Source organism: Neobacillus sp. DFD-2R (assembly GCF_057747865.1).
Map to the genome: position 1 here is coordinate 3837299 of NZ_CM173228.1, position 20226 is coordinate 3857524.

A 20226-nucleotide genomic window follows, 5' to 3' on the forward strand; every position below is an offset into this window, starting at 1 on the left:
CCGTCAGTTGGAACGCAGATTGTTGAAAAATTTATGAAAAAGCTTGGATAATCATAATTAAATTACTTAAACCATACATTTTTTATAAGCGATCAATAAAAGTTCTTCTCTTGAAAGGGGGATTTTGCAAATGGATGTGTGTATTTCCTGTGGAAACGAGTTGTCAAAAATGGAGAGAATTAGATGTGAATGTTGGAATTGCAGAGACCAGTCAAATGAATCTTATGAAGAAGAATCCGATAGTTGTTCAAATAAATAATAAACATTTTTAGAAGTAAGAGCGCTATCCTTGGGTGACTCCCAAAATCGGTATTTACCGTTTTTTTGGAGTCACCTCTTTTTTCTAAACAGGAATGGATATATGAAAAGTTGTTCCTTTCCCTTTTTCACTATCTACATCAATTTTGCCATTCACCTTATTAATCGTACTATATACCATTAGCATTCCAAGACCCGTTCCTTCTTTTTTCGTAGAATAATAAGGCCTCCCTAAACGTAAGACTTCTTCTTTAGTCATTCCGACACCTGTATCACCTATTTTAATGATAATGTTTTTCTTATGTTCCGAAACATCGATGGAAAGAATCCCGCCTTTTTCTTTCATCGCTTCGATTGCGTTTTTATATAAATTGATTAAACACTGCTGAATTTGGTTTTTATCATATCTAATATGTAAAGTGTTATGAAAACTAAATTTTACATCGACTTGATGCATGTTTGCATACGGAGTCATAATGTTATTTACATACTCTGTTTCATCTTTAAGATTGGAATAAATCATGTTTTCAGATTGAGGCTTAGCGAAAGCTAGAAAATCACTAACTATTTTTTCAGCGCGTTTTAATTCTAATAATGAAAACTCAATATATCTTTTATCTTCCTCCGTTATCGTCTTAGAGTTATTTAAGAGCTGTAGAAATCCGTTCGTTACGGTAAGCGGATTTCTGATTTCATGTGAGACACTGGCCGATAAATCACTCATCACATTTAATCTTTCAGACTGCAAAAAAGATTCACGATTTTTTTTATTCGCAATAATTTTTTCGATTAAAATCATGATGATGATCATTACTACAACATAAGTGGTCAAAGCGTTAATGGTTAAGATCCAGAATTCTCTATTCAATGCCGGTAATTGTAAACTGAGGGTTGAAAGGTAGAGTACCATTGTAAGAAAAGAAACGATTGCCGCACCTGAGATACGTTTCTGAGAGTTCTGTTTCATAAATAGTTTATTTAATAAAGGCACTATAATGAAAATAACGGTAGAAAAAATAAGCGATTGAAAACTGCCTGCCCCACCGATAAGAAACCGATAGGCATTTAAAACCAGATAAATTGGGAAGGTATATTTGTATCCCCCGAAAAGTGCAACAATTATAAAAGGAACGTAGCGTAAATCAAAAATAAAGCCGATTTCTAATTTTATCGGAAATCTCATACATAGAACCATTGAAATTGATGAAAGGAGTATTAGAATGTAATTGTTATATGTATGGAGTCTGTTTTCAAAGAATATTAGAAAAATTAAAACCGGAAAAAGTAGGAAAAGGAAATTTAAAAGTAAAGATTCTATCAATTTGGTACTCCTCTCGTAGCGGCCGTAAACTTTAAAAAATAGTTTAGCAATAATAGTTTAGATTAATAGTGTACTACACTATTGGATTTTCATACAATGACCGATGTGCTATTCATGAGTGAAAGTGGAAGTCTCACCAATTACTTAGTAAAGGGGCCTTTTAATGGTTTTTAATAAAAAGTCACTTATATTAACTATATTAAATTCATCCATCGATTATTAAAACAACCCTTGATCATCTTTCCCAAGTAATCTATTTAGAGAATTAATAATTTTTAATGAATTAACTCCTTCGTAGTGCATAACAATATGATAGAGCTACTAGATTAAGGAGGTAAATGTACGGTGAAAGTATTAACAAGGATGATTAGAGATTGGACGATTTTTCTTCTGTTTTGTGTATTTGTGTTTCTCTTTCTTTTTGCAGAAGAGATTAAAACTAACTCTATTTTTAATAGAATCCCAAGTTCTTTTTTTAATGTTAATACCATTTTTCTAAGTATCATTTTAGAAGCCATACCATTTATTTTATTAGGTGTATTTGTATCAGCAATTATCCAATCTTTTGTTTCGGAGAATACCATCCAAAAACTACTGCCGCGTAATGCTTATTTAGCGATTATACCCGCTGCACTTCTAGGAATTATTTTTCCAATTTGTGAGTGTGCCATTGTTCCTGTCATTCGCAGGTTAATAAAAAAGGGCTTGCCTTCACATGTTGGAGTTGTCTTTATGCTTAGTGCTCCAATTATCAATCCTGTTGTCTATGCTTCTACCTACTTTGCTTTTAAAAGCACATCCTACATGGCAAATGCTAGAATGCTTGTTGGTTTTATTAGTTCAATAATCATTGGACTGATCATTTTCCGAATATATAAAGGGAAAAATATTTTAAAAGATCGATTGGATGAACACCGTAATCCACACCATCATCACCATATACAAGGAAATAAATTTTTAGAAACCTTATATCATGCAAGTGATGAACTATTTGATACGGGAAAATATTTATTTATCGGAGCGTTCCTAGCAAGTATGTTTCAGGCATTCTTTGACCGAAATGCACTTTTATCATTAGGGACAAACACTGCCTTAGCACCGGGAGTTATGATGGGTTTTGCCTATGTTCTTTCCGTTTGTTCTTCAGCAGATGCCTTTGTTGCATCTTCATTTGGTTCAACTTTTACGGAAGGAGCACTGCTTGCTTTTCTAGTATTTGGACCTATGATTGACATAAAAAACACCCTGATGTTATTCGGCTATTTTAAGAAAAGATTTGTTCTTTCACTATTAATGGTAACGCCAATCGTCGTCTATATAACGGTTTCTGTTTTTCAATTGATCTTTTTATAGGAGGTACAAGATGAGGAACAATTATGATGAAGCACCTTCCTTTCATCATCTGATAAGAGGAATTATTCTTATAGGGTTTATGCTGTTTTTATTTAAATCACTCCTAACAAACAATATTACACTTTTAATTGCACCCAAAATGGTTCATTTCATTTATTTTACTCTTTTTATTTTTCTAATCTTAGGCGTTCTGTTAATAATTAGAGGAACTTCGGATCAAAAACATCATTACCATTGTGATTGTGATGGAGAACATTCCTACCCGACAACATTCATTAAAAGTCTATTTCTTTATTTATTGTTTATAATCCCTATTATCACCGGATTTCTTTTTTCAAATAACGTTCTTAATAGCTCAGTGGCAATGAACCGAACGATTAAACTGGGAGCAAATTCACTAGATACGAACAAAAGCAATAATGTTAATAACATCTCAAATTCACAAACAATAAATCCTTCTGCCAATACTGCTTCAACAGCCAATAATCAAATCAGTAATCAACCGGAACCTTTAACTGAATCAGAATACGGCGCATTAAAGGCGCAACTGTTAAAGGCAAAAATTATAAACATTAATGATGACCAATATGTACCCATGATGGATATCATTCAAGTAAATCTAAAGGATATGATTGGAAAAACCGTTACCACAATAGGGTTTGTCTATCGAGAAAAGAATTTCATGCAAAACCAAATGATCGTGGCTCGATTTGGAATTACTTGTTGTGTGGCTGATGCTTCGGTTTTTGGATTTATGGCAAAAGGAGAAGTCGCAGCCTTGCAAAAAGATAAATGGGTAAAGGTGACCGGTACGATTGAGAAAACCCAATATGATGGCTCTACCATCCCAATCATAAAGATAAAACAGATGAAAAAAATTTCAGCTCCAAAGCAGCCTTATGTGTTTGATGTAGGTGTTAAAATAGAGTAGGGTTTTACTAACAATTCTTTTTGGCTGTGAAAAACATTCTAAGAAAGCCTGATAAAACCAGGCTTTCTTAGGTAAATTGAAAATGAAAGGCTAAACACATTTATATCTTTCGTAGAATTGTTTACCAATTCGTCATTCATACCACTAAGGTGAATACCCGAATTGCAAGTTCTTGTATTTTCCCTTCATCCAGTATAGTACTTTCAATTAACGGAGAACCATTTCGTGAGGATACTTCTGTTGGATATAGTGTATAAGTGCAGTGACAACTTGTGGACCGGTTTCTACGAGTCTACCTTGTTCAAATGCAGTGAAGCCATCACCGCCTGAAGCTAAATAATTACTTACCGCAACTTCATATTCCTTGTTTGGCTGAATCGCTTGACCCATTGTGTCTTTTATGGCAACAATACGGCTGCCAATTGGGGCATTCGGGTTCCAACTATACGTTAGACCAACCGTCTGTAATCTATTTTCATAATCTTTCGTCCACTGCTGTTCTAAAGCAAGTTTTATTTGGTCTCCTGTTAAGATTAATTTATTGACACTATGACCAAAAGGCAAGTCTGTATAAAGGTCTTCAATAGTGATATCTCCTTTTTTTAAATTATTCCTCATTTCGCCTTGATGGACAAAAGCTATATTTACCTCCATGGCTTCCCGCTCAGATTCTCCAATCATTTTTGCTAAAGGGGATTCACCGTTTGCATCTTGATTCCGTGTGATTTCTTCAGGCAGTTTTCCTACGATCTGATAAAAATAGCTACCCAATCTTTTTCTATAATTATTTAGAAGGGAAATGGTTTCTTTATCCGGTTTTATATGATCATGTGAAGTGACAATAATCTTTGCCTGTTTCTTAACGATATCTTTAGTATTTGGGTCTATTTCAAGATTTACTTGAGAAAAAGCTTTCCCATAAGAATAAGCTTGAACGATAAGTTTACCGGCTACAACGGTATTGGCATAATCATGGCTGTGACCGGCAAAGATGATATCGACCTCATCATCGATTTTTGGAGCCATCTCCACTATAGCTTCTTGTGGATTTGCTCCTGTCTGATCCGATTTAGCCGACTCATGTGCCAATACAACAATCGCTTTGATTCCTTTTTCCTTTAAAAGCTTAACGGTTCGGTTAATTGCTGAAACTTCATCCGCAATTTCTACTTCTTTTCGATTTTCAGGGGCCACATACAGATCAGTATCGGTTGTGACCACACCGATAAATCCAATATTAATTCCATCAATTTGTTTAATAATATACGGTGGTAACAATGGGGTACCTGTTTTTTTATCGATGATATTTGCAGAAATGTAAGAGGTATCAGAACCTTGAAAATAACCTGTTTTATTATTGAATCCCCCATAAATAAGACGTTTCATTTCATTTACACCTTGGTCTAATTCATGATTTCCCGGTGTCCCGACATCAAAGTGCAGGAGGTTTAAAAATTCAATCGTAGGCTCGTCGTGAAATTGAGAAGAGATTGGCGGACTTCCTCCTACCATATCACCGGCATGAACAAGTAATGTATGTGGGTTTTCTTGTTTATATTTTTTTAAATAGGCAGCCAGGTATTCAGCACCCCCTGCCATGGTTCCCGAAACCCTTTGATACTTGTCTAGTTGACCGTGAAAATCATTAACGCCTAACAATTGGACTTGAATGTAGCGGTTTGAAGTGGAATGAGTCGTAGTGGAATGATTGGATGAGAATGCTGTTCTTTCATACGTTACGAAAATGATAAATGCCAAGATGAACAAAGAAGCTACGATCTGAAATTTTGACAACTTCCGATCCCTCCCTCCAGATGTAAATATAGGATAACTCCGGAATTTTATATCCGTATAAAGGGATCGTAAAGTTTCATTACATTTTTTGTGTCAATTGTAAAATTAATCCAATAGATGCATATCTTTTTAAAATATTCATACGGCTTTACATTAAAAAAGATGCCAAGATTTTAAGTAGGTTCTCACTTTAAAATAAAAAAAGGAGAGAAAAATTACTCTCCTTCCGATACTACGATTTCATAACCAAGTTGTTTTGGACCATTTTCGTATACTTCAGGCGTAACAATGTAATATGTTTCGCCACCGTTATCTGTGATCACGATTTCACTCGGACTTTTATCTACTTTCGCTTCAATTAGATTATCGTATGAAGCACCAAGCAATTCTGTTAAGTTATTAGCCATCGTAACACCTCCTGTTTGAGTGATTCTAACAGATTTTCGCGAAAAGGGGAAGGAGAAAATAGTAGATTATTATGCAATTTGAATTCAAGCTAAACTTCACTGTTTTCTATTTGGAATAATGGCCTTATCCTTTTGAAAAGTAAAAGGGGAATCGTTGAATGAAACGACAAAAAACTGTTCATTCTATGTTTTTCGATAATAGATTTGCTCATAATTACTCAACAAAAGGGAGGAACCATCGCATTTCATAAGAAAGTGACGATGAAAACACTTCATACTTGTACAGGAAAGAAAAGAAACGATATTGAATTATACTCCTACAAGGAAAATACCTTGTAACAAACCGGAAAGGTTGTGAGTTTATGAGACTTCTGGATGTACAACCTAAGAAAAACTTCAGCTACATCTTCGTTCAATTTCCAGGAATGAAAATGAATGTCCCAATGCTCTCTCAGGTTGAGGGAAAGGCGGTGAAAGAAGATGTTGCTTTATGTGTCCAATTAAACAGCAAAGAAAAGGTTAATAATTTGTACCTTGTACGCACACAGAGTATAAAACCCTTTGACTTCACAGATGAAGAAATTGGAGCAAAAGCATTTTTTCGAGTCATCAAGAAAAAAGAAACCTCTCATAACTCACCCACGAATGAATCCGAAGATTTCGTCACGTTTATAACAGATGAAGTGGCTGTTGTCCAAAAGAAAACGGAAACAGGATATAACTTCGTCTTGTTGTTAAATAATCGTGAAATCGGTATTGTCGCTTCGATTGAAGAAGAAGTTTTACAAACTGAGAAAGTATCATTGCAGCTTAAAGAGGATGCGAAAGAGCATGTCGCAGTTAACACTGTAAGTAAGAAAAAGATGGCTGTCCTCGGAAGGAGAGCCAAAAAGAAGTTGTTCTTGGGAGGCTATGTCTTTCAGGATAAGGAAGTTTTTGAGCCCATCCGAATTCTTTTGGAGGGCGTTAAAAGAAAAGTTACCGTATTTTCTCCTGCCGCATTAGATTTTATTGGTCCAGGTGATCATAACCAAACCATTTTTATCATGGGAGGAGGGTGAAGGGGCTTTCCCATAAAAGGAATTCACAACTTCATACAAGTAAAATAATCGAAACAAAAGGATTAAAAGGATAATCCTTCTCGATTGAATAAATTTGAAAATACTAAGGAAAGGAATAATAAAAGAGGCTGCTAGTATTTCCCTTAAAGGAGACCTACGCTAATAAATACATTAAAGGGACTTAACCAAGGTGTTAAGTCTCTTTACTATTTGTTTGTATATATACATCAGCCGCGCAGCGAAATCCAATATTTCCGGTTGAACTATCCGGAGTATTGGAGCTGCGGGCAGCAACTCGGTAACGATTGCAGTAAGAGTTGTGGCAGAGATAAGAGCCCCCGCGAGTAACTTTTGCTTTACCGTTGATTGGTCCCTTTGGATTCTCACATGTACCATCGATATAAAATGTTGGACTAAACCAATCTGAGCACCATTCCCATACATTCCCGGATACATTGTATAACCCATATCCATTGGCAGGGAAAGATTTTGCCGGAGCAGTACCCAGGTATCCGTCCTTCCCTGTGTTTTTTTCTGGAAACATCCCTTGCCAAATATTACACATATGTTTACCGTCAGGATGCAGCCGATCCCCCCAAGGATATCTCTTTTGAACGAGTCCCCCACGGGCAGCGTACTCCCATTCCGCCTCAGTGGGTAATCGTTTCCCCGACCAACGGCAGTAGGCAAGCGCGTCATTCCAGGACACATGGACTACCGGGTGATCCATTCGATCCATAATAGTTGAATCCGGGCCTTCCGGCTCTTTCCAATAAGCTCCTTTTACAGCCCACCACCAGGGGGCATTATGTACAACTTCCGTCACGGTTTTCGCCACTTGTTCTGAAACAAAACCGGAAAATACAAACGACCATCCGTATTGTTCAGCTTCAGTCATGTATCCTGTATCTGTAACAAATTTTAAAAATTCAGAATTTTTAACTGTGCATGGGTCAATATAAAATGGATTGACCTTTACGTTTCGAACAGGACCTTCTCCATCTCCGGGAAATCCTTCATTACTATTTGTTCCCATTAAGAATTCCCCGCCGGAAAGGTAAATCATTCCTTCCGTTACAGACCTATCACGCTTTGCCATCATTTCATGTTGTTGTGTAACCTCCATTTTGTTCAGCGATTTTGGTCTGCTTGCACAACAACATGAGGTTTTCTTTTCATTAGACATTTGTTTCACCTTTTTCCTCTATTTTGTGCAAAGCATACTTAAAATGAAGATGAATCTATTTATTAAACTGCAGTTTTTTTCTTCTCAATTAGATCAACCGTCATTTTAGCTTCTACTTTCACTAATCTATGAAAAAGTACTGCAACAATTTCAAAAATATAACAAATAATTGGAATCCACACAAAGTTGAATTCAATGGCAAATAATGCCGAGGAGCTTTGATTAGCAAGACAAAAGGGGTAGAATATTTACCCCTTTTCAGCATTCTATATATTAGGTTTTACCTGAGCGGAGGGACTAAAAAGTTTCTCTAATTTACGAACGATTTCGTCCTTATCAGCCTCGACAACTTCCTGATATTGCGGTTTATCAAACAATTGACTTATTTGTTCAGGAAATGTTTGCTTAATATTACAACGTTCAATCGATTCATTAAATTTTGCCGGATGAGCTGTGGCAAGTGTGACACAAACCTCATTAGGTTCATTACATGTTTCGTATGCAGCGACCCCACAAGCAGTATGGGGATCTAGTAAATAATTGGTTTGTGAATAATATTTGTTAATTGTTTGTAAGCATTCTTCTCCTATTACTCCATGAGCCGCAAAATCCTCTTTCACCTGACGGAGATGCTCCTCGTTCACGACAATTTTGCCTTCTGATTTGAATTTATCCATTAAGTCAGACACTGCGTTTGGATTTTCCCCCAGCAAGTAGTACAGATAACGCTCGAAATTGCTTGCGACTTGGATATCCATAGAAGGGCTATATGTGCTGCGGAACTCCCCTGGCATGTAGACTCCATCATGGATAAAACGTTCTAAAATATTATTTTCGTTCGTTGCCACAATGAGCTTTCCAACTGGAAGACCCATTTTCTTTGCAAGATAACCGGCAAAGATATCTCCGAAATTCCCAGTCGGTACACTGAAGTTAACGCTCTTTACGTCTGTCTCTTTTGCCACTTGGAAATATGCATAGAAATAATAAACCGTTTGCGCTAAAATCCGAACAAAGTTAATGGAATTAATCGCACGCAGGTGATATTTGTTTTTGAAATCGACATCCGCGAACAATTCCTTTATGATTCTTTGACCATCGTCAAACGTTCCTCTTATCGCCAAATTCAACACACTTTTATCATCAACAGTGGTCATTTGCAATTCTTGTACCTTACTTACTTTTCCATAAGGGTGCAAAATACAAATGCGAATGCCTTCTTTTCCTCTAACTCCCTCAATGGCTGAAGCACCTGTATCGCCGGAGGTTGCGCCAAGAATATGAATGATTTCACCTGTCTTCTTTGATACATACGAATATAAATTTCCTAAGAATTGCAAAGCAATATCTTTAAAAGCAAATGTCGGACCATGGAACAGTTCTAACACATACATATTTTCCTTCACCTTTTGGACAGGAGTTACTTCCGGGTGGCGGAAGGTTGCATAGCTTTTCTCGATTAATTCCTTTAGCTCATTTTCCGGAATTTCCCCATCAACATAATAGGAAAAGATTTCGTAGGCTAATTCCTGATAAGTAAGTTGGGACATTGTCCGGAGCTTTTCTTCAGGAATTTGCGGGATTTTTTCCGGGATTAAAAGGCCTCCATCATTTGCCAATCCCATCAAGACAGTATCAATAAAACCAAGTTTACTTTCATTTCTGCGAGTACTAATAAAGTTCATAGAATCCTCCAAGTTAAAAAATTAAATGTAGTACTATCGTTACCTAAAATTAGATGTAAGTCAATAAATTTAGAATAATAAGATATTAGTAAATTATTGTCTTTGATTCCTAATTGAATGGATTTATCTTTTAGTTTGTATAATTCTAACATGTAACCACATAAAGCATTAAAGTACTTTTACAGTGCAAAAAAACGTCACATGATTAAGGTGACGTAAAATGAATTCGCTTATTGTTAGCTACTAAATTAAATTCCCGGATAGCTTATATTTCTTCCATAATCCTAAATCTCCAAGGTGTTAATTCTACCGTTTCTCCGTTTCGGAATAATTAATAAAAGCTGGTCCATGAAAAATACCCTTCCGAAAATGAATCATATTTTATTGCCCCCCTACTATTGTTGCCAGAAGGAGGGCAAATGGAAATCATAATTTTACTTATTTATTTACAATTTTAAGTTCATTACTACCCGAAAATTGATTTACCTGATCGATCATATTTGTTAGCATTTCTTCAGTAAAGGCACCCATGCTGAAGTTCACCATTACTCCCTCATCCTATCTTGTATTTTTGTAAGATTTTAAGATAATGAAAACCCAAAATTTCATTATTATATTAATGATAGAATAATTGAAAGCCCTTTCCTACCGCTAAAACGACATATTATTTTCACTTTTCCTACTTTTTTGAAAAATAAAGAAATACCTGTAATTGGATGGTGAAATATTTTAAGTGAACTTAAACAGTTAGTGGATTCATGTATCGAAGAGTTCAGTAACCATCGTTACCATTGGGGATTGGCGGGACCCGGTGGGAATCGAACCCACCAGACCACACATGGTGGTCTCAAGCAGTTTTGAAGACCCCACGCCTTTTAAATTATGTTACTTCAACTCCCTCAATCTCCAATTTCTGCAAAGATATCGGGCTTTTCTTCCGATTGTCTGCATAGTATGTAGACAAGGGTAAGTGATCTCTCAATGAAAATAATTAACTTGGAGGGAATAACCTAATGCAATTTATTGAAGATGTTAAAAACGTGAAATTTAGTTTTTTGGAAAAACCGCCGGCGTCGTCTATGAATTATGCTTTTGTTTATGTTAATAATGACAACGAATACTATGCAGTTAAAAATGGAGAGCGTTTGTCACGCAGTGAATTGCGGATTGGTAAATATAAAAGGGTTTATTCCGTCAATATGCAGCAGCAAACCATCACCTACAATGAGGAGGTCCCTTCGGCAACAAGAGGAAGAAGGTTTTCTGTCAATTTATATATCGATATCGCCGTCGAACACCCGGAACGATTAGTTCAACAAAATGCTGGAGAATTTGGCACCATTATAAACAATAATCTGCCCTTCTGGGTGGAATCAGAAGCAAGATTTTTTCCTATTGAGGAGGAACTGAGATTTGCCCGGCATATTGAAGAATTTTTTCAAACCTCGCCATTAGTTAAGGTGTTAAGAGATGCTGGAATTGTTGTTCGAAATGTTCGTGTTTTGATCCGGCAAGGTTTTAGGGACCAGCGCCATGATGAGGTAATCGCCGATTTAGACCGAAATGCAGAACTATCTGCCTATCAAGAGGCTCTGGACTTGGAGGAAGCGCGCCGGATTTCGGCCTTGATTAAAGAAGCTCTTGAAGCAGGTGATTTTATCACTGCAGGGAAGCTTGGAGAAAAGAATGAAATGGCAAAGCGGTTAGTGGAATCGGAGTTTAGCCAAAATCAAACCTTCAAATATGAGGTAAACAAACAACTTTTAAATTTGATCAACGATCACTCTATTGACCAGTTTGAGGCAGAACAAAGATTAGCCAAGCTAAAGAAATTATTCCCCTATCTCCCCGTTAATCCGGAAAAAATAAATAGAAAAAAACAGATAGCCGGTCCAAGGAGAGAACTTCCATCCTATTTAAATAAAGGAGATTAGCGATTGTGGAATCCATTTTAAATCAGCTGTTTTGGATCTGGTCACCTATTTCTGTCCTGCCGGAATGGTTGCGTATTTTTTTGGCTCTCTTTGTGCTCCTACAGCTCGCAAGGCTGATTTTGTTGTACATTGTTCCGCCCTTCTTAAACTTGTTGTGCTTTTTGTTGAAAAAAATGCTTTATCTCATTTCTTATCCAATCATGGCTTTAATTTGCACGATGCAAAGAAGCCGGAGAGAAGCAGGAAAAACGGGCATACCTGTTTGGACAGATATCATTGAAGGAATGTTTGCCTTGTTCGAAAGCTTTTTCAACAAAATAATTCAGCTGTTCATGAAACGGAAAAGGAATAAGACAAGGATTACAAGAGGGACCTTCTATTCCGCCACAGCTTTAGCGATTTTGCTTTCTACAGCAATCATGAACAATCCAAATGAGTGGTATACACAGAAATGGAAGAAAGCTGAGGTATGGTTAAACCAAGAACATGTACACATACAAGCAACCGGGGCTGCTTCTCCTGTTCAAAAAGAATTAATTTTAAATAAGAAATATGAAGATGGAGGAAATATTCGTGAAGCTCCCACACTAACCGCGCCTCGTCTATACACGATTACAAATGGAGAAATAATGCACTTTCTGAATGAAGAACAAGTAGATTCCAAAGGAATTAAGTGGCTAAAGGTTCAAACCGCAAACGGGATCGAAGGCTGGATTTCAGCTGGGATTGTCAGGGAAAAATACTAAATTGATAGGGATATTACCATCATAGTGTCGCAATGAATTGAACAATTCCCGTGATATTATGATTCTTTTTCCAGTTCATAGAACATCTTAAATAAGGAGAGTTGACTCCAATGGGAATAGTCCACTCTCCTTATTTAAATTTACCTAACCATGAACATCCAACTATAAATGCTGGTGCGGAAAAGGGTGCTATGCCTATCAGATTCCCCAGCCTTGATTTAGTACTATTAGAACAGTTCTAATCATATTCTTATTGAAGAAAACAATAAGAAGGAGTGTTAAGTTAGGTGAAAAAAGTTAAGGTCAGTTTACGGCCCATTGTTAGTAAGATAAATTTACCCACTGTCGTGAAAACAACTGTTCTTCCGGGTGACTCAATGGAAAGCTTATTTATAGCAACCCAGGTAGGAGAGATCTTTTACATAAGAAACGGAGCTATAAGGACTTTTTTAGATATTCGCCCGCGAATCATAAAACTAGGTGGCTCTAGTGGTAGTTCTGATGAGAGGGGATTGCTAGGACTAGCGTTTCATCCCGAATTTTATTATAATGGTCTGTTTTATCTTCATTATTCAGTCGCTGGAACACAAGGTCTGGGTGCCCTTTCTGAACATTTTAAGCCTGACCCGTGTGAGCCCGGAACTCTAAACCAAAGGTGGACAAATAGAGAAACTCACTATGATCATATTGATACAGTTGAAGAATGGATTTTACAATCGAATGGTCAAACTCAAAAACGACGGACAATACTTAACTTACGAAGACCATTTTTAAATCATAATGGTGTCAATAGCTTAAACTTTTCACCTGAAACGGGAAAACTTGTTTTAACTACAGGAGATGGTGGAGCAGGCTATGATCCATTTAATTTAAGTCAGGATAATATGGAAATAGCCGGTAAAATAATTGAAATTGACGTAGTTAAGAATACAGTTATCAATAATCCTCCTATAGTCACACGTTTTAATGAACTTCCCGCACCTATTCAGGAAAAGCTTACGGTAATTGCCAAAGGGGTCCGCAATATACCAGGCATTTCATATCAAAGGTTTTCTAATCAATATATCAAATATGTGGGAAATGTCGGACAGGATCTGGTAGAGTCGATTTTTTCATTCGTTCATTATAAACCAATACCGGTTACTCAGCTAGTTCAAGCTTCTTTAAGAAAAACAGAACCTGACCAAGAGGGATTTATTAACTTTGGCTGGCGGGGGTGGGAAGGCGCTTTTCCTACTTCGATTATAAGAGGCTGCACTAAAAATCCCACTTTGGATGAGAAAACAATTGCTTATTACAATGAAGCAGTAAAAACTTCAGTGGAGCGTCTTCAGCCTCTAACTAGTTATTTTCATAAAGACCCCCGACCCGAAAAGTTTGGAGGAACTGCACTTACAGGAGTGCAAGCCTATATGGGGAATGGAATCCCCGATTTAACGGAGAGCGTCGTGTTTATCGATCTTGCCCGGAAAGAAGAATCCCGGCCTCCTGTTAGAGGAGTTTTAGCTTATACCAGGGTAAGAACAAATGGTAAACTAAATGATTTTAGTGTGATCGAAACCGATTATAATTTTGGGTCTCAATCAGCTTATTATGTTAGTTTAGGAACGAATCTGGATCAAACCAGACTTTATTTAGGGGTTTATGGTTCGATGAAAATGACTGAGTTTAACCAAGGTACTGTTTTTGAAATTGTGCCAAGATCCATAAATTCGACTTAATACCAGTTGTCTTCTCCCCATAGATAAATCTAGGGGATTCTTTTTTAAACCTTCATCAAAGTAGCCCTTCAGCCGGGGCTTCCGGGGCTTAGTGCTTCTCCGGTTCATTACGATATAAGGTAAAGACCGCATACCGCAGCCCAATCATAGGCCATTACGCCACTGTTCTTTTCCCACCATTATCCGAAACAATTGGAGTTAAAAGGACTCTGCTCGAACCCAGCAGAGACGTCACGCGCCTCTCAAGCAGTTTTGAAGTTAGGGGGAAACAATCTTTTTGGATTCCATTTAGTTTTATTTAATGCTGTAAAGTCTTGATTTATTGCACTGTTTATAAAGTCATATCAGACACTACTACTTTTGCTCCTTCTTTCGCAAAAAGAATCGTAATAGCTTTACCTATCCCAGAACAACGAGGAAAAGCAAATAACAAGCACAGGGAAAGTCTTCGGTCAACCCAAATGGTCAAAAGACGGACAATGGCTGCTCTATCAAAATGAAGCTACCGCAGAACATAAGGATAAGGACTTACAGCAAGAGATCTAGGCTTATCATGTTCCAACAAGCGAAAAAAAGAAAATATTTTATGATGGCTATGCCCCATCATGGTCGCCAAAGAAAAATGTCATCGCATTCAATCAAGTAGGTACAATTAATATATCGGATTTATCACGGTTCTTTAACATTGCAGTGGGTGTTCACGGATATACTTGGCTGCCGGATGGGAGCGGGTTCCTGCTCTCGTCTGCCGGCACTCTTCAACCGGATGGTTGGACAAGTGCGATTCTTTTTACTAAAAAAGTAGGAGATAATTATAAAGATGTAGTCTTATTTGGCGGTGTCGATCATTAATTTACCCTTCCAAGAGAGATTGGAACAAATAAGGATAACAAAATCATTGCAGTTCATGCAGGAGATTTTAATTATTCACCAAGTAAAAAATGGATTTCATTTATCGTCTCACCAACCGCCTCCTGGTCAATGGATAGTAACATGCTGTGTGTCATTTCAAGCGTAGGCAAGGATTTTAAAGTATTAGATGAACTTATTCTTCACGTTGGTAAACCAAAATGGGCGCCTTCAAAAGATACTATTGCCTTTATTGCCGGTGGGGGAAGAATTGTTTTTGGCTTTAAGAATAAGGATTTAAAAATAGAGGTAATGCCTGCATCAACAAAATATACACCCGAAAACTACGTCGATCTTGATTTTGATTGGATCTCTGACAACGCAATTGTTTCATCTAGAAGCAAAGAAGCAGAATGGTCAAATGATTTTAGGAAACATCCGTTACCGTCTCTTTATTTCATTAATATTAAAGCAAATAAGCAACAAAAGATAACAACACCGCCAAAAGGATATGGTGATTACAATCCTTTATACATTAAATCGATTGATAAGATTGTTTGGTTTAGAGGATCCTCGATTACAGATAACAACAGAAACCTTTTGAAGTCAAAGACGAATGGGACACAAGCAAAACTATGGATAAAAAACGTGGATACAATTGAATTTTATTTATCAAGACTAAAAATAACAAAATACAATAAAAATAAGCCATTCAATATAATAGACATATCTAAAATGTTAAATGGCTTTTCTCTTTATAATTATTATTATTTAACAAACGCCCCCGTTACTTTAAAGTGTAAATCATCAAAATCTGTTTCGTAAATCTAACAAGCAAAAATGCGATGCCTTTATTCAAGCATCGCACTCGTAAGTCGAATAGAAATTCACTTTTTTTCCATTACTGCAAAGTAATTATTTTCACTATCTGCAAAATTAAATACTCTACCTGATGGCATGTTTACAATTTCCCCGACTGTAACGTTTTTGTTTGATAAGTCACTATATAAATTATCGAAATTTTTCGAGAAGAACATTAAAGAAGGTGTCCCAAGATTTAATTCAGGCGACATTTTCGCAATAAATTCCTTATTATGGAGAATAATGCTTGTTTCAGCTTCTTTAGTTGGAGCAATTTCAATCCATCTCATACCTTGACCATTGTCTTCCTCTGAAATTACACTAAACCCTACTTTTTCTGTCCAAAACTCCTTTGCTTCATCTTGGTTATTAACATACAACATGATTTGACCAACTTGACTAATCATTAATTATTACACTCCCTTATAAAAGTAATTACAAAACTCAATGCTCCTAAACCTTACTACACTGAAAACAGCGTTAGGATAACTCTACTTTAGCGACTCCACTAGCTCGTTCAAACGGTCCCAAGTTTCGGTGATGCCCTGCAGCATGCCCATGTCCATGACAGTCTTAAGGGCCTCTTCGGAAACATATTCAGCACGGTTTATTAGCTTTGTCTTTCCACCCAATTCTATGAATTCCAATGTGATCTCGGTCGACGGCATGGAGTCATTCAAATTACCCTCGGCATCCGAAAAGTAATCGGTGTAGACGATCTCCTCCGGCTCGATAATCTCCTTATAAATCCCTTTGCCCCAGGATTCCATACCAAAAAATTGACCCTGATTCTGATCGACACACTTCATACAGTAGTGCCAAACGCCTCCTGGACGGAAATCGACGGTGCAGACCGGAATCTCCCAGCCCCTCGGCCCCCACCAGCGTTTCAGATGCTCCGGCTCTTTAAACATCCTGAATACGAGATCGCGTGGCGCATCGAAAACGCGCTCCAGTACCAATACCCGATCGTTCTCTACTCTCGATACCAATGCGTTGTTTGACATCGTTATTCCTCCTTGAACATGAAATGATTTTATGATTTTTCCTTGTTTTGCAATTCCTTCAAATAATCATCTAGATTGTCGAATCTTTCTTGCATCACGCGCCGGAAGGACTGTATCCAAGAATCCAGCGCTTGGAAGGGCTCAGGCCGGAGCTTGTAGATACGGCGGTTAGCTTCGGCCTGCACTTCCACAATCCCGTTGTCGCTTAGTACTTTTAGATGCTTCGAAGTTTGGGGCTGCCTCAATTCCAGCTGGTCGGCGATTTCCCCAACGGTCAGGGGACCGTCACGCAAGAGTTCGACGATATTCATACGATTTGGTTCAGACAAAGCGCTCAGCGTCGTCATGTTTACGCCCGGAATTTTCCCTGACATGTTGCTCACCTCGTCAAGTGATGGTCTCCGGTTAAAGCACATCTACATCATCACTAGTATTATTGTCCTGTCGAATTGATTATACCCTACGAGGAATATTCCCGTCAAGGAATATTAAAAAATAAAGTATTACCGGATCAGTGCCGAATTCACAGAATCCAATCCGTCATAGGTTAAGTGAAAGTATGTTCTATCCATATCATCCCGATTGGCATCTCTACTCTTCTTAATGAATCCATTTTTGACCAATTTCCCAATCTCCTCATTTTAACTCAGTAAGAACGAAAACAGTTGCGAGTACAATGAAAATCATATTTTACATACCTTATAACCATTAATCTCAGTAGTTATTTCCACTTTATGTAAAAATGAACCTTAGTTAAAGTTCCCTAAAACCCTGTGTTTATACGAGACGATATACAATTTTTCCTATTATTTTCCTCCTCCCACTATCTGCACGTTTGTTTAAGAACATTTTTTCACACATCCATCGTAAATTCGAATCCGGGAATTCAATGCGAGGTTTATACAGCGGTTGTTTGGCATGGCAGGTATGGAGGCTTTTGCCCAACAACCATCAAGAGGAACAAAAAAAGAAGCAGGAAATCCTACTTCACATCAACCCATTCGCTTTTCTTTGTTTATATGTAAACAATGATTCAGATCTTTTATAAGAGCTTTTTATCATTTCTAAATATAGATAAAGATCGAGATGAGCCAAGGTATTGGGGAATGATTCCTAACACGGTAGAATCAATTAGAAAGTTAGGTGACAGCCATTTTGAAGATTGAGGAGCAGCCAGTAAGCTGAGAAGGAGATTCCCTAGCCTTGAAAAAGGCTGAACCAAAAAATCAAAGAAGCTGAAAAACGCTTCTCTTCTTAGAGTTGCCCAAAAAACCAAACCAAGTCAGATTGTGTAGGGGCATTGACAGTTTCGTTCATCTCAGTACAATTTTTCACAATCTGAAAAGCAGCTGTCAATATGACAGCTCCGTTCCGTTCTTAAATTCTTGCATCTGAAGGTTGAAAAAAGTGAACTTATATGTGATTTTTTAATCTCTTCTCCATCAGTTCTGCCATTTGTTTTGAATTTGGATTTCCTTCATTTTGTAATTGATCAATGATATTCATATAATCCGTTTCATTTCGGTTCTGACTTAATTTATATGCAGCCTGAATTTCTCCCACCTTAATCTTAAATCCAACTATACCTTTCAGTTCACTTTCTAAGAGATGAGGAGAAAGTTTATCCCATAAAACAGGATTTTCACTATTTTCTTCATATTTTTCCAGCATTACTGTTAATTCTTCTATTAATTCATCTCTCTTTAAAAAGCTTGCTTTACCATATACATGGACGGCTTGATAATTCCATGTTGGAACTTCTTCATGCCCATACCAAGAAGAAGAAATGTAAGCGTTCGGTCCCTGAAACATAACAAGCACTTCTTCACAGGTTTCAAATGTTCGCCACTGAGGATTTCCATAAGCCACATGCCCAGTAATATAGTAATCATCACCTTTTTTATTTAACCCCAAAGGCAAATGAGTGGCAATTGGTTTCCCTCGTTCTGTTGTGACAATCGTGCCAAAAGAGTTTTTTTGAACAAAATCCCAAATTTCATCAACATTTGTGACCTTAAAATATTTTGGAATATACATAATAATCCACCTTTCAAAAAAGTTATATGAGTGTTTTGGTCATTATAAAGTCTATTTGTTCTTCATCACCCATATAAAAAGAGTGGGCTCCAGTTTGAACAAACCCCATTTTCTTATAAAAGGCAATAGCATTTTCATTTTTTTCCCATACGCCTAGCCAGATTTTCTTTTTATTACGTTCCATCGCAATTTCTATAGCTTCGTTTAGCAGATATTTACCAAGCCCGTGTTTTTGAAATTTGTTCTTTATATAAATCCTCTCGATTTCAAGTGATTCATCACCCATTTCTTCAGACTGAGCATTATTGGTATTGACCTTTAAATATCCAGCGACCTCATTATTAAAATAAACAAAACAGAATTGCGAAGAAATATTGGATAATTCTTTTTCTAATTGTTTTAAGTTAAATGCCCTTTCCAAATAGGCATTCATATTTTCGGGTGAGTTCTGATGCTTAAATGTTTCATTAAATGTTTCATAACTAATTTCTTGAAGTATGCTTAAATCTTCAAGGGTGCATTTTTTTATATCTATAGTCATTTTTATATATCGCCCCTTTTATATAATCAATAAATTCTCTTGTTTCCCTTTTTTACAAATTCCCAGTCTATTTCAATATTTTTTCGAACTCTTTGAAGAAGATTAAAAATGGTTTCTACTTCTATTTCGGAAAATCCCTCAAGTGCAACTTTATTGGAATAATCATTTTCACTTTTTATAAAAGGATAAACTTTTTTCCCTTTCTCTGTCGGAAAGAGCTTTTTTATTTTTTTGTTATGTTGATCGTCTTTCTTTTCAATAAAATCATTCATTTCAAGTTTTTGTATAGCACGAGCAGCTGTTGTTCGATCTACTTTTATCATCTCAGCTAACTTTTCTTGAATGATTCCCGGGTTTTCACATATTCGCACAAGGTACAAATACTGCCCTTTTGTAAGGTCATATTCTTTAAATTCTATATTACTTATAGAATCTAATGCCCTTGCTATCATTCCAATTTCACGAAGAATTTCCTTCATAATTACCTCCTTTTTTGTTGCAAATGCAATAAATCTGGCATATATTAAATTTAAC

General features: G+C 36.8%; 19 protein-coding genes. 8 read left to right on the top strand and 11 right to left on the bottom strand.

The annotated features are described in order from the left end of the window. Positions 1-343: 343 nt before the first annotated feature. Positions 344-1579, bottom strand: coding sequence for an ATP-binding protein (locus AC3ANV_RS19165; protein ID WP_488310274.1), 1236 nt, complete (start codon positions 1577-1579; stop codon positions 344-346). Between the two features lie 345 nt (positions 1580-1924). On the opposite strand from AC3ANV_RS19165, the gene AC3ANV_RS19170 reads away from it, so the two are divergent. Next, positions 1925-2932, top strand: a complete 1008-nt coding sequence (locus tag AC3ANV_RS19170; protein ID WP_488310275.1) for a permease — start codon at positions 1925-1927, stop codon at positions 2930-2932. 10 nt (positions 2933-2942) lie between these two features. Continuing rightward, entirely contained in the window at positions 2943-3863 is a 921-nt protein-coding gene (locus AC3ANV_RS19175; RefSeq protein WP_488310276.1) for a TIGR03943 family putative permease subunit, read from the top strand. Positions 3864-4070: 207 nt separating this feature from the next. Here AC3ANV_RS19175 and AC3ANV_RS19180 read toward each other — a convergent pair whose 3' ends face one another. After that, entirely contained in the window at positions 4071-5657 is a 1587-nt protein-coding gene (locus AC3ANV_RS19180) for a bifunctional metallophosphatase/5'-nucleotidase (RefSeq protein WP_488310277.1), read from the bottom strand. Positions 5658-5872: 215 nt separating this feature from the next. Continuing rightward, positions 5873-6064 (bottom strand): hypothetical protein, encoded by a 192-nt coding sequence (locus AC3ANV_RS19185; RefSeq protein WP_488310278.1) that lies wholly within the window; start codon positions 6062-6064, stop codon positions 5873-5875. Between the two features lie 362 nt (positions 6065-6426). On the opposite strand from AC3ANV_RS19185, the gene AC3ANV_RS19190 reads away from it, so the two are divergent. Continuing rightward, on the top strand, positions 6427-7125 hold the full coding sequence (locus AC3ANV_RS19190) for a hypothetical protein (RefSeq protein WP_488310279.1): 699 nt from the start codon (positions 6427-6429) through the stop codon (positions 7123-7125). A 193-nt stretch (positions 7126-7318) separates the two neighbouring features. On the opposite strand, the gene AC3ANV_RS19195 is transcribed toward AC3ANV_RS19190, so the two are convergent. Next, positions 7319-8311, bottom strand: coding sequence for a formylglycine-generating enzyme family protein (locus AC3ANV_RS19195; protein WP_488310280.1), 993 nt, complete (start codon positions 8309-8311; stop codon positions 7319-7321). 266 nt (positions 8312-8577) lie between these two features. After that, positions 8578-9996, bottom strand: a complete 1419-nt coding sequence (gene thrC / locus AC3ANV_RS19200; protein WP_488310281.1) for a threonine synthase — start codon at positions 9994-9996, stop codon at positions 8578-8580. A 1013-nt stretch (positions 9997-11009) separates the two neighbouring features. Here thrC and AC3ANV_RS19205 point away from each other — a divergent pair. The 5 genes from AC3ANV_RS19205 to AC3ANV_RS19225 all read left to right on the top strand — a co-directional run bounded on the left by AC3ANV_RS19205 (position 11010) and on the right by AC3ANV_RS19225 (position 16071). Beyond that, positions 11010-11930, top strand: coding sequence for a hypothetical protein (locus AC3ANV_RS19205; protein ID WP_488310282.1), 921 nt, complete (start codon positions 11010-11012; stop codon positions 11928-11930). Positions 11931-11935: 5 nt separating this feature from the next. Then, complete coding sequence (locus AC3ANV_RS19210) at positions 11936-12676, top strand: SH3 domain-containing protein (RefSeq protein ID WP_488310283.1); 741 nt, start codon at positions 11936-11938, stop codon at positions 12674-12676. 287 nt (positions 12677-12963) lie between these two features. Continuing rightward, on the top strand, positions 12964-14397 hold the full coding sequence (locus AC3ANV_RS19215) for a PQQ-dependent sugar dehydrogenase (RefSeq protein ID WP_488310284.1): 1434 nt from the start codon (positions 12964-12966) through the stop codon (positions 14395-14397). Positions 14398-15087: 690 nt separating this feature from the next. Continuing rightward, complete coding sequence (locus AC3ANV_RS19220; protein WP_488310285.1) at positions 15088-15249, top strand: hypothetical protein; 162 nt, start codon at positions 15088-15090, stop codon at positions 15247-15249. Between the two features lie 141 nt (positions 15250-15390). Then, complete coding sequence (locus tag AC3ANV_RS19225; protein WP_488310286.1) at positions 15391-16071, top strand: hypothetical protein; 681 nt, start codon at positions 15391-15393, stop codon at positions 16069-16071. 62 nt (positions 16072-16133) lie between these two features. Here AC3ANV_RS19225 and AC3ANV_RS19230 read toward each other — a convergent pair whose 3' ends face one another. From AC3ANV_RS19230 to AC3ANV_RS19255, 6 genes are all read right to left on the bottom strand, one after another. Then, positions 16134-16514 (bottom strand): VOC family protein, encoded by a 381-nt coding sequence (locus AC3ANV_RS19230; protein ID WP_488310287.1) that lies wholly within the window; start codon positions 16512-16514, stop codon positions 16134-16136. An 84-nt stretch (positions 16515-16598) separates the two neighbouring features. Continuing rightward, a complete protein-coding gene (locus AC3ANV_RS19235) occupies positions 16599-17114 on the bottom strand; it encodes an SRPBCC domain-containing protein (RefSeq protein ID WP_488310288.1) in 516 nt (171 codons plus the stop codon). A 29-nt stretch (positions 17115-17143) separates the two neighbouring features. Beyond that, positions 17144-17488 (bottom strand): ArsR/SmtB family transcription factor, encoded by a 345-nt coding sequence (locus AC3ANV_RS19240; protein ID WP_488310289.1) that lies wholly within the window; start codon positions 17486-17488, stop codon positions 17144-17146. A 1039-nt stretch (positions 17489-18527) separates the two neighbouring features. Continuing rightward, positions 18528-19151 (bottom strand): FMN-binding negative transcriptional regulator, encoded by a 624-nt coding sequence (locus AC3ANV_RS19245; protein WP_488310290.1) that lies wholly within the window; start codon positions 19149-19151, stop codon positions 18528-18530. Between the two features lie 22 nt (positions 19152-19173). Next, on the bottom strand, positions 19174-19692 hold the full coding sequence (gene paiA / locus AC3ANV_RS19250; protein ID WP_488310291.1) for a spermidine/spermine N(1)-acetyltransferase: 519 nt from the start codon (positions 19690-19692) through the stop codon (positions 19174-19176). Between the two features lie 26 nt (positions 19693-19718). Then, positions 19719-20171: a MarR family winged helix-turn-helix transcriptional regulator gene (locus tag AC3ANV_RS19255; protein ID WP_488310292.1), complete on the bottom strand. Its 453-nt coding sequence runs from the start codon at positions 20169-20171 to the stop codon at positions 19719-19721. Positions 20172-20226: the final 55 nt, after the last annotated feature.

Coding starts and splice junctions, on each gene's coding strand:
- AC3ANV_RS19175 (WP_488310276.1), top strand. CDS start 2,943: ATGAGGAACAATTATGATGAAGCACCTTCCTTTCATCATCTGATAAGA.
- AC3ANV_RS19185 (WP_488310278.1), bottom strand. CDS start 6,064: ATGGCTAATAACTTAACAGAATTGCTTGGTGCTTCATACGATAATCTA.
- AC3ANV_RS19190 (WP_488310279.1), top strand. CDS start 6,427: ATGAGACTTCTGGATGTACAACCTAAGAAAAACTTCAGCTACATCTTC.
- AC3ANV_RS19195 (WP_488310280.1), bottom strand. CDS start 8,311: ATGTCTAATGAAAAGAAAACCTCATGTTGTTGTGCAAGCAGACCAAAA.
- thrC (WP_488310281.1), bottom strand. CDS start 9,996: ATGAACTTTATTAGTACTCGCAGAAATGAAAGTAAACTTGGTTTTATT.
- AC3ANV_RS19205 (WP_488310282.1), top strand. CDS start 11,010: ATGCAATTTATTGAAGATGTTAAAAACGTGAAATTTAGTTTTTTGGAA.
- AC3ANV_RS19225 (WP_488310286.1), top strand. CDS start 15,391: ATGCTGTGTGTCATTTCAAGCGTAGGCAAGGATTTTAAAGTATTAGAT.
- AC3ANV_RS19230 (WP_488310287.1), bottom strand. CDS start 16,514: ATGATTAGTCAAGTTGGTCAAATCATGTTGTATGTTAATAACCAAGAT.
- AC3ANV_RS19235 (WP_488310288.1), bottom strand. CDS start 17,114: ATGTCAAACAACGCATTGGTATCGAGAGTAGAGAACGATCGGGTATTG.
- AC3ANV_RS19240 (WP_488310289.1), bottom strand. CDS start 17,488: ATGTCAGGGAAAATTCCGGGCGTAAACATGACGACGCTGAGCGCTTTG.
- AC3ANV_RS19245 (WP_488310290.1), bottom strand. CDS start 19,151: ATGTATATTCCAAAATATTTTAAGGTCACAAATGTTGATGAAATTTGG.
- paiA (WP_488310291.1), bottom strand. CDS start 19,692: ATGACTATAGATATAAAAAAATGCACCCTTGAAGATTTAAGCATACTT.
- AC3ANV_RS19255 (WP_488310292.1), bottom strand. CDS start 20,171: ATGAAGGAAATTCTTCGTGAAATTGGAATGATAGCAAGGGCATTAGAT.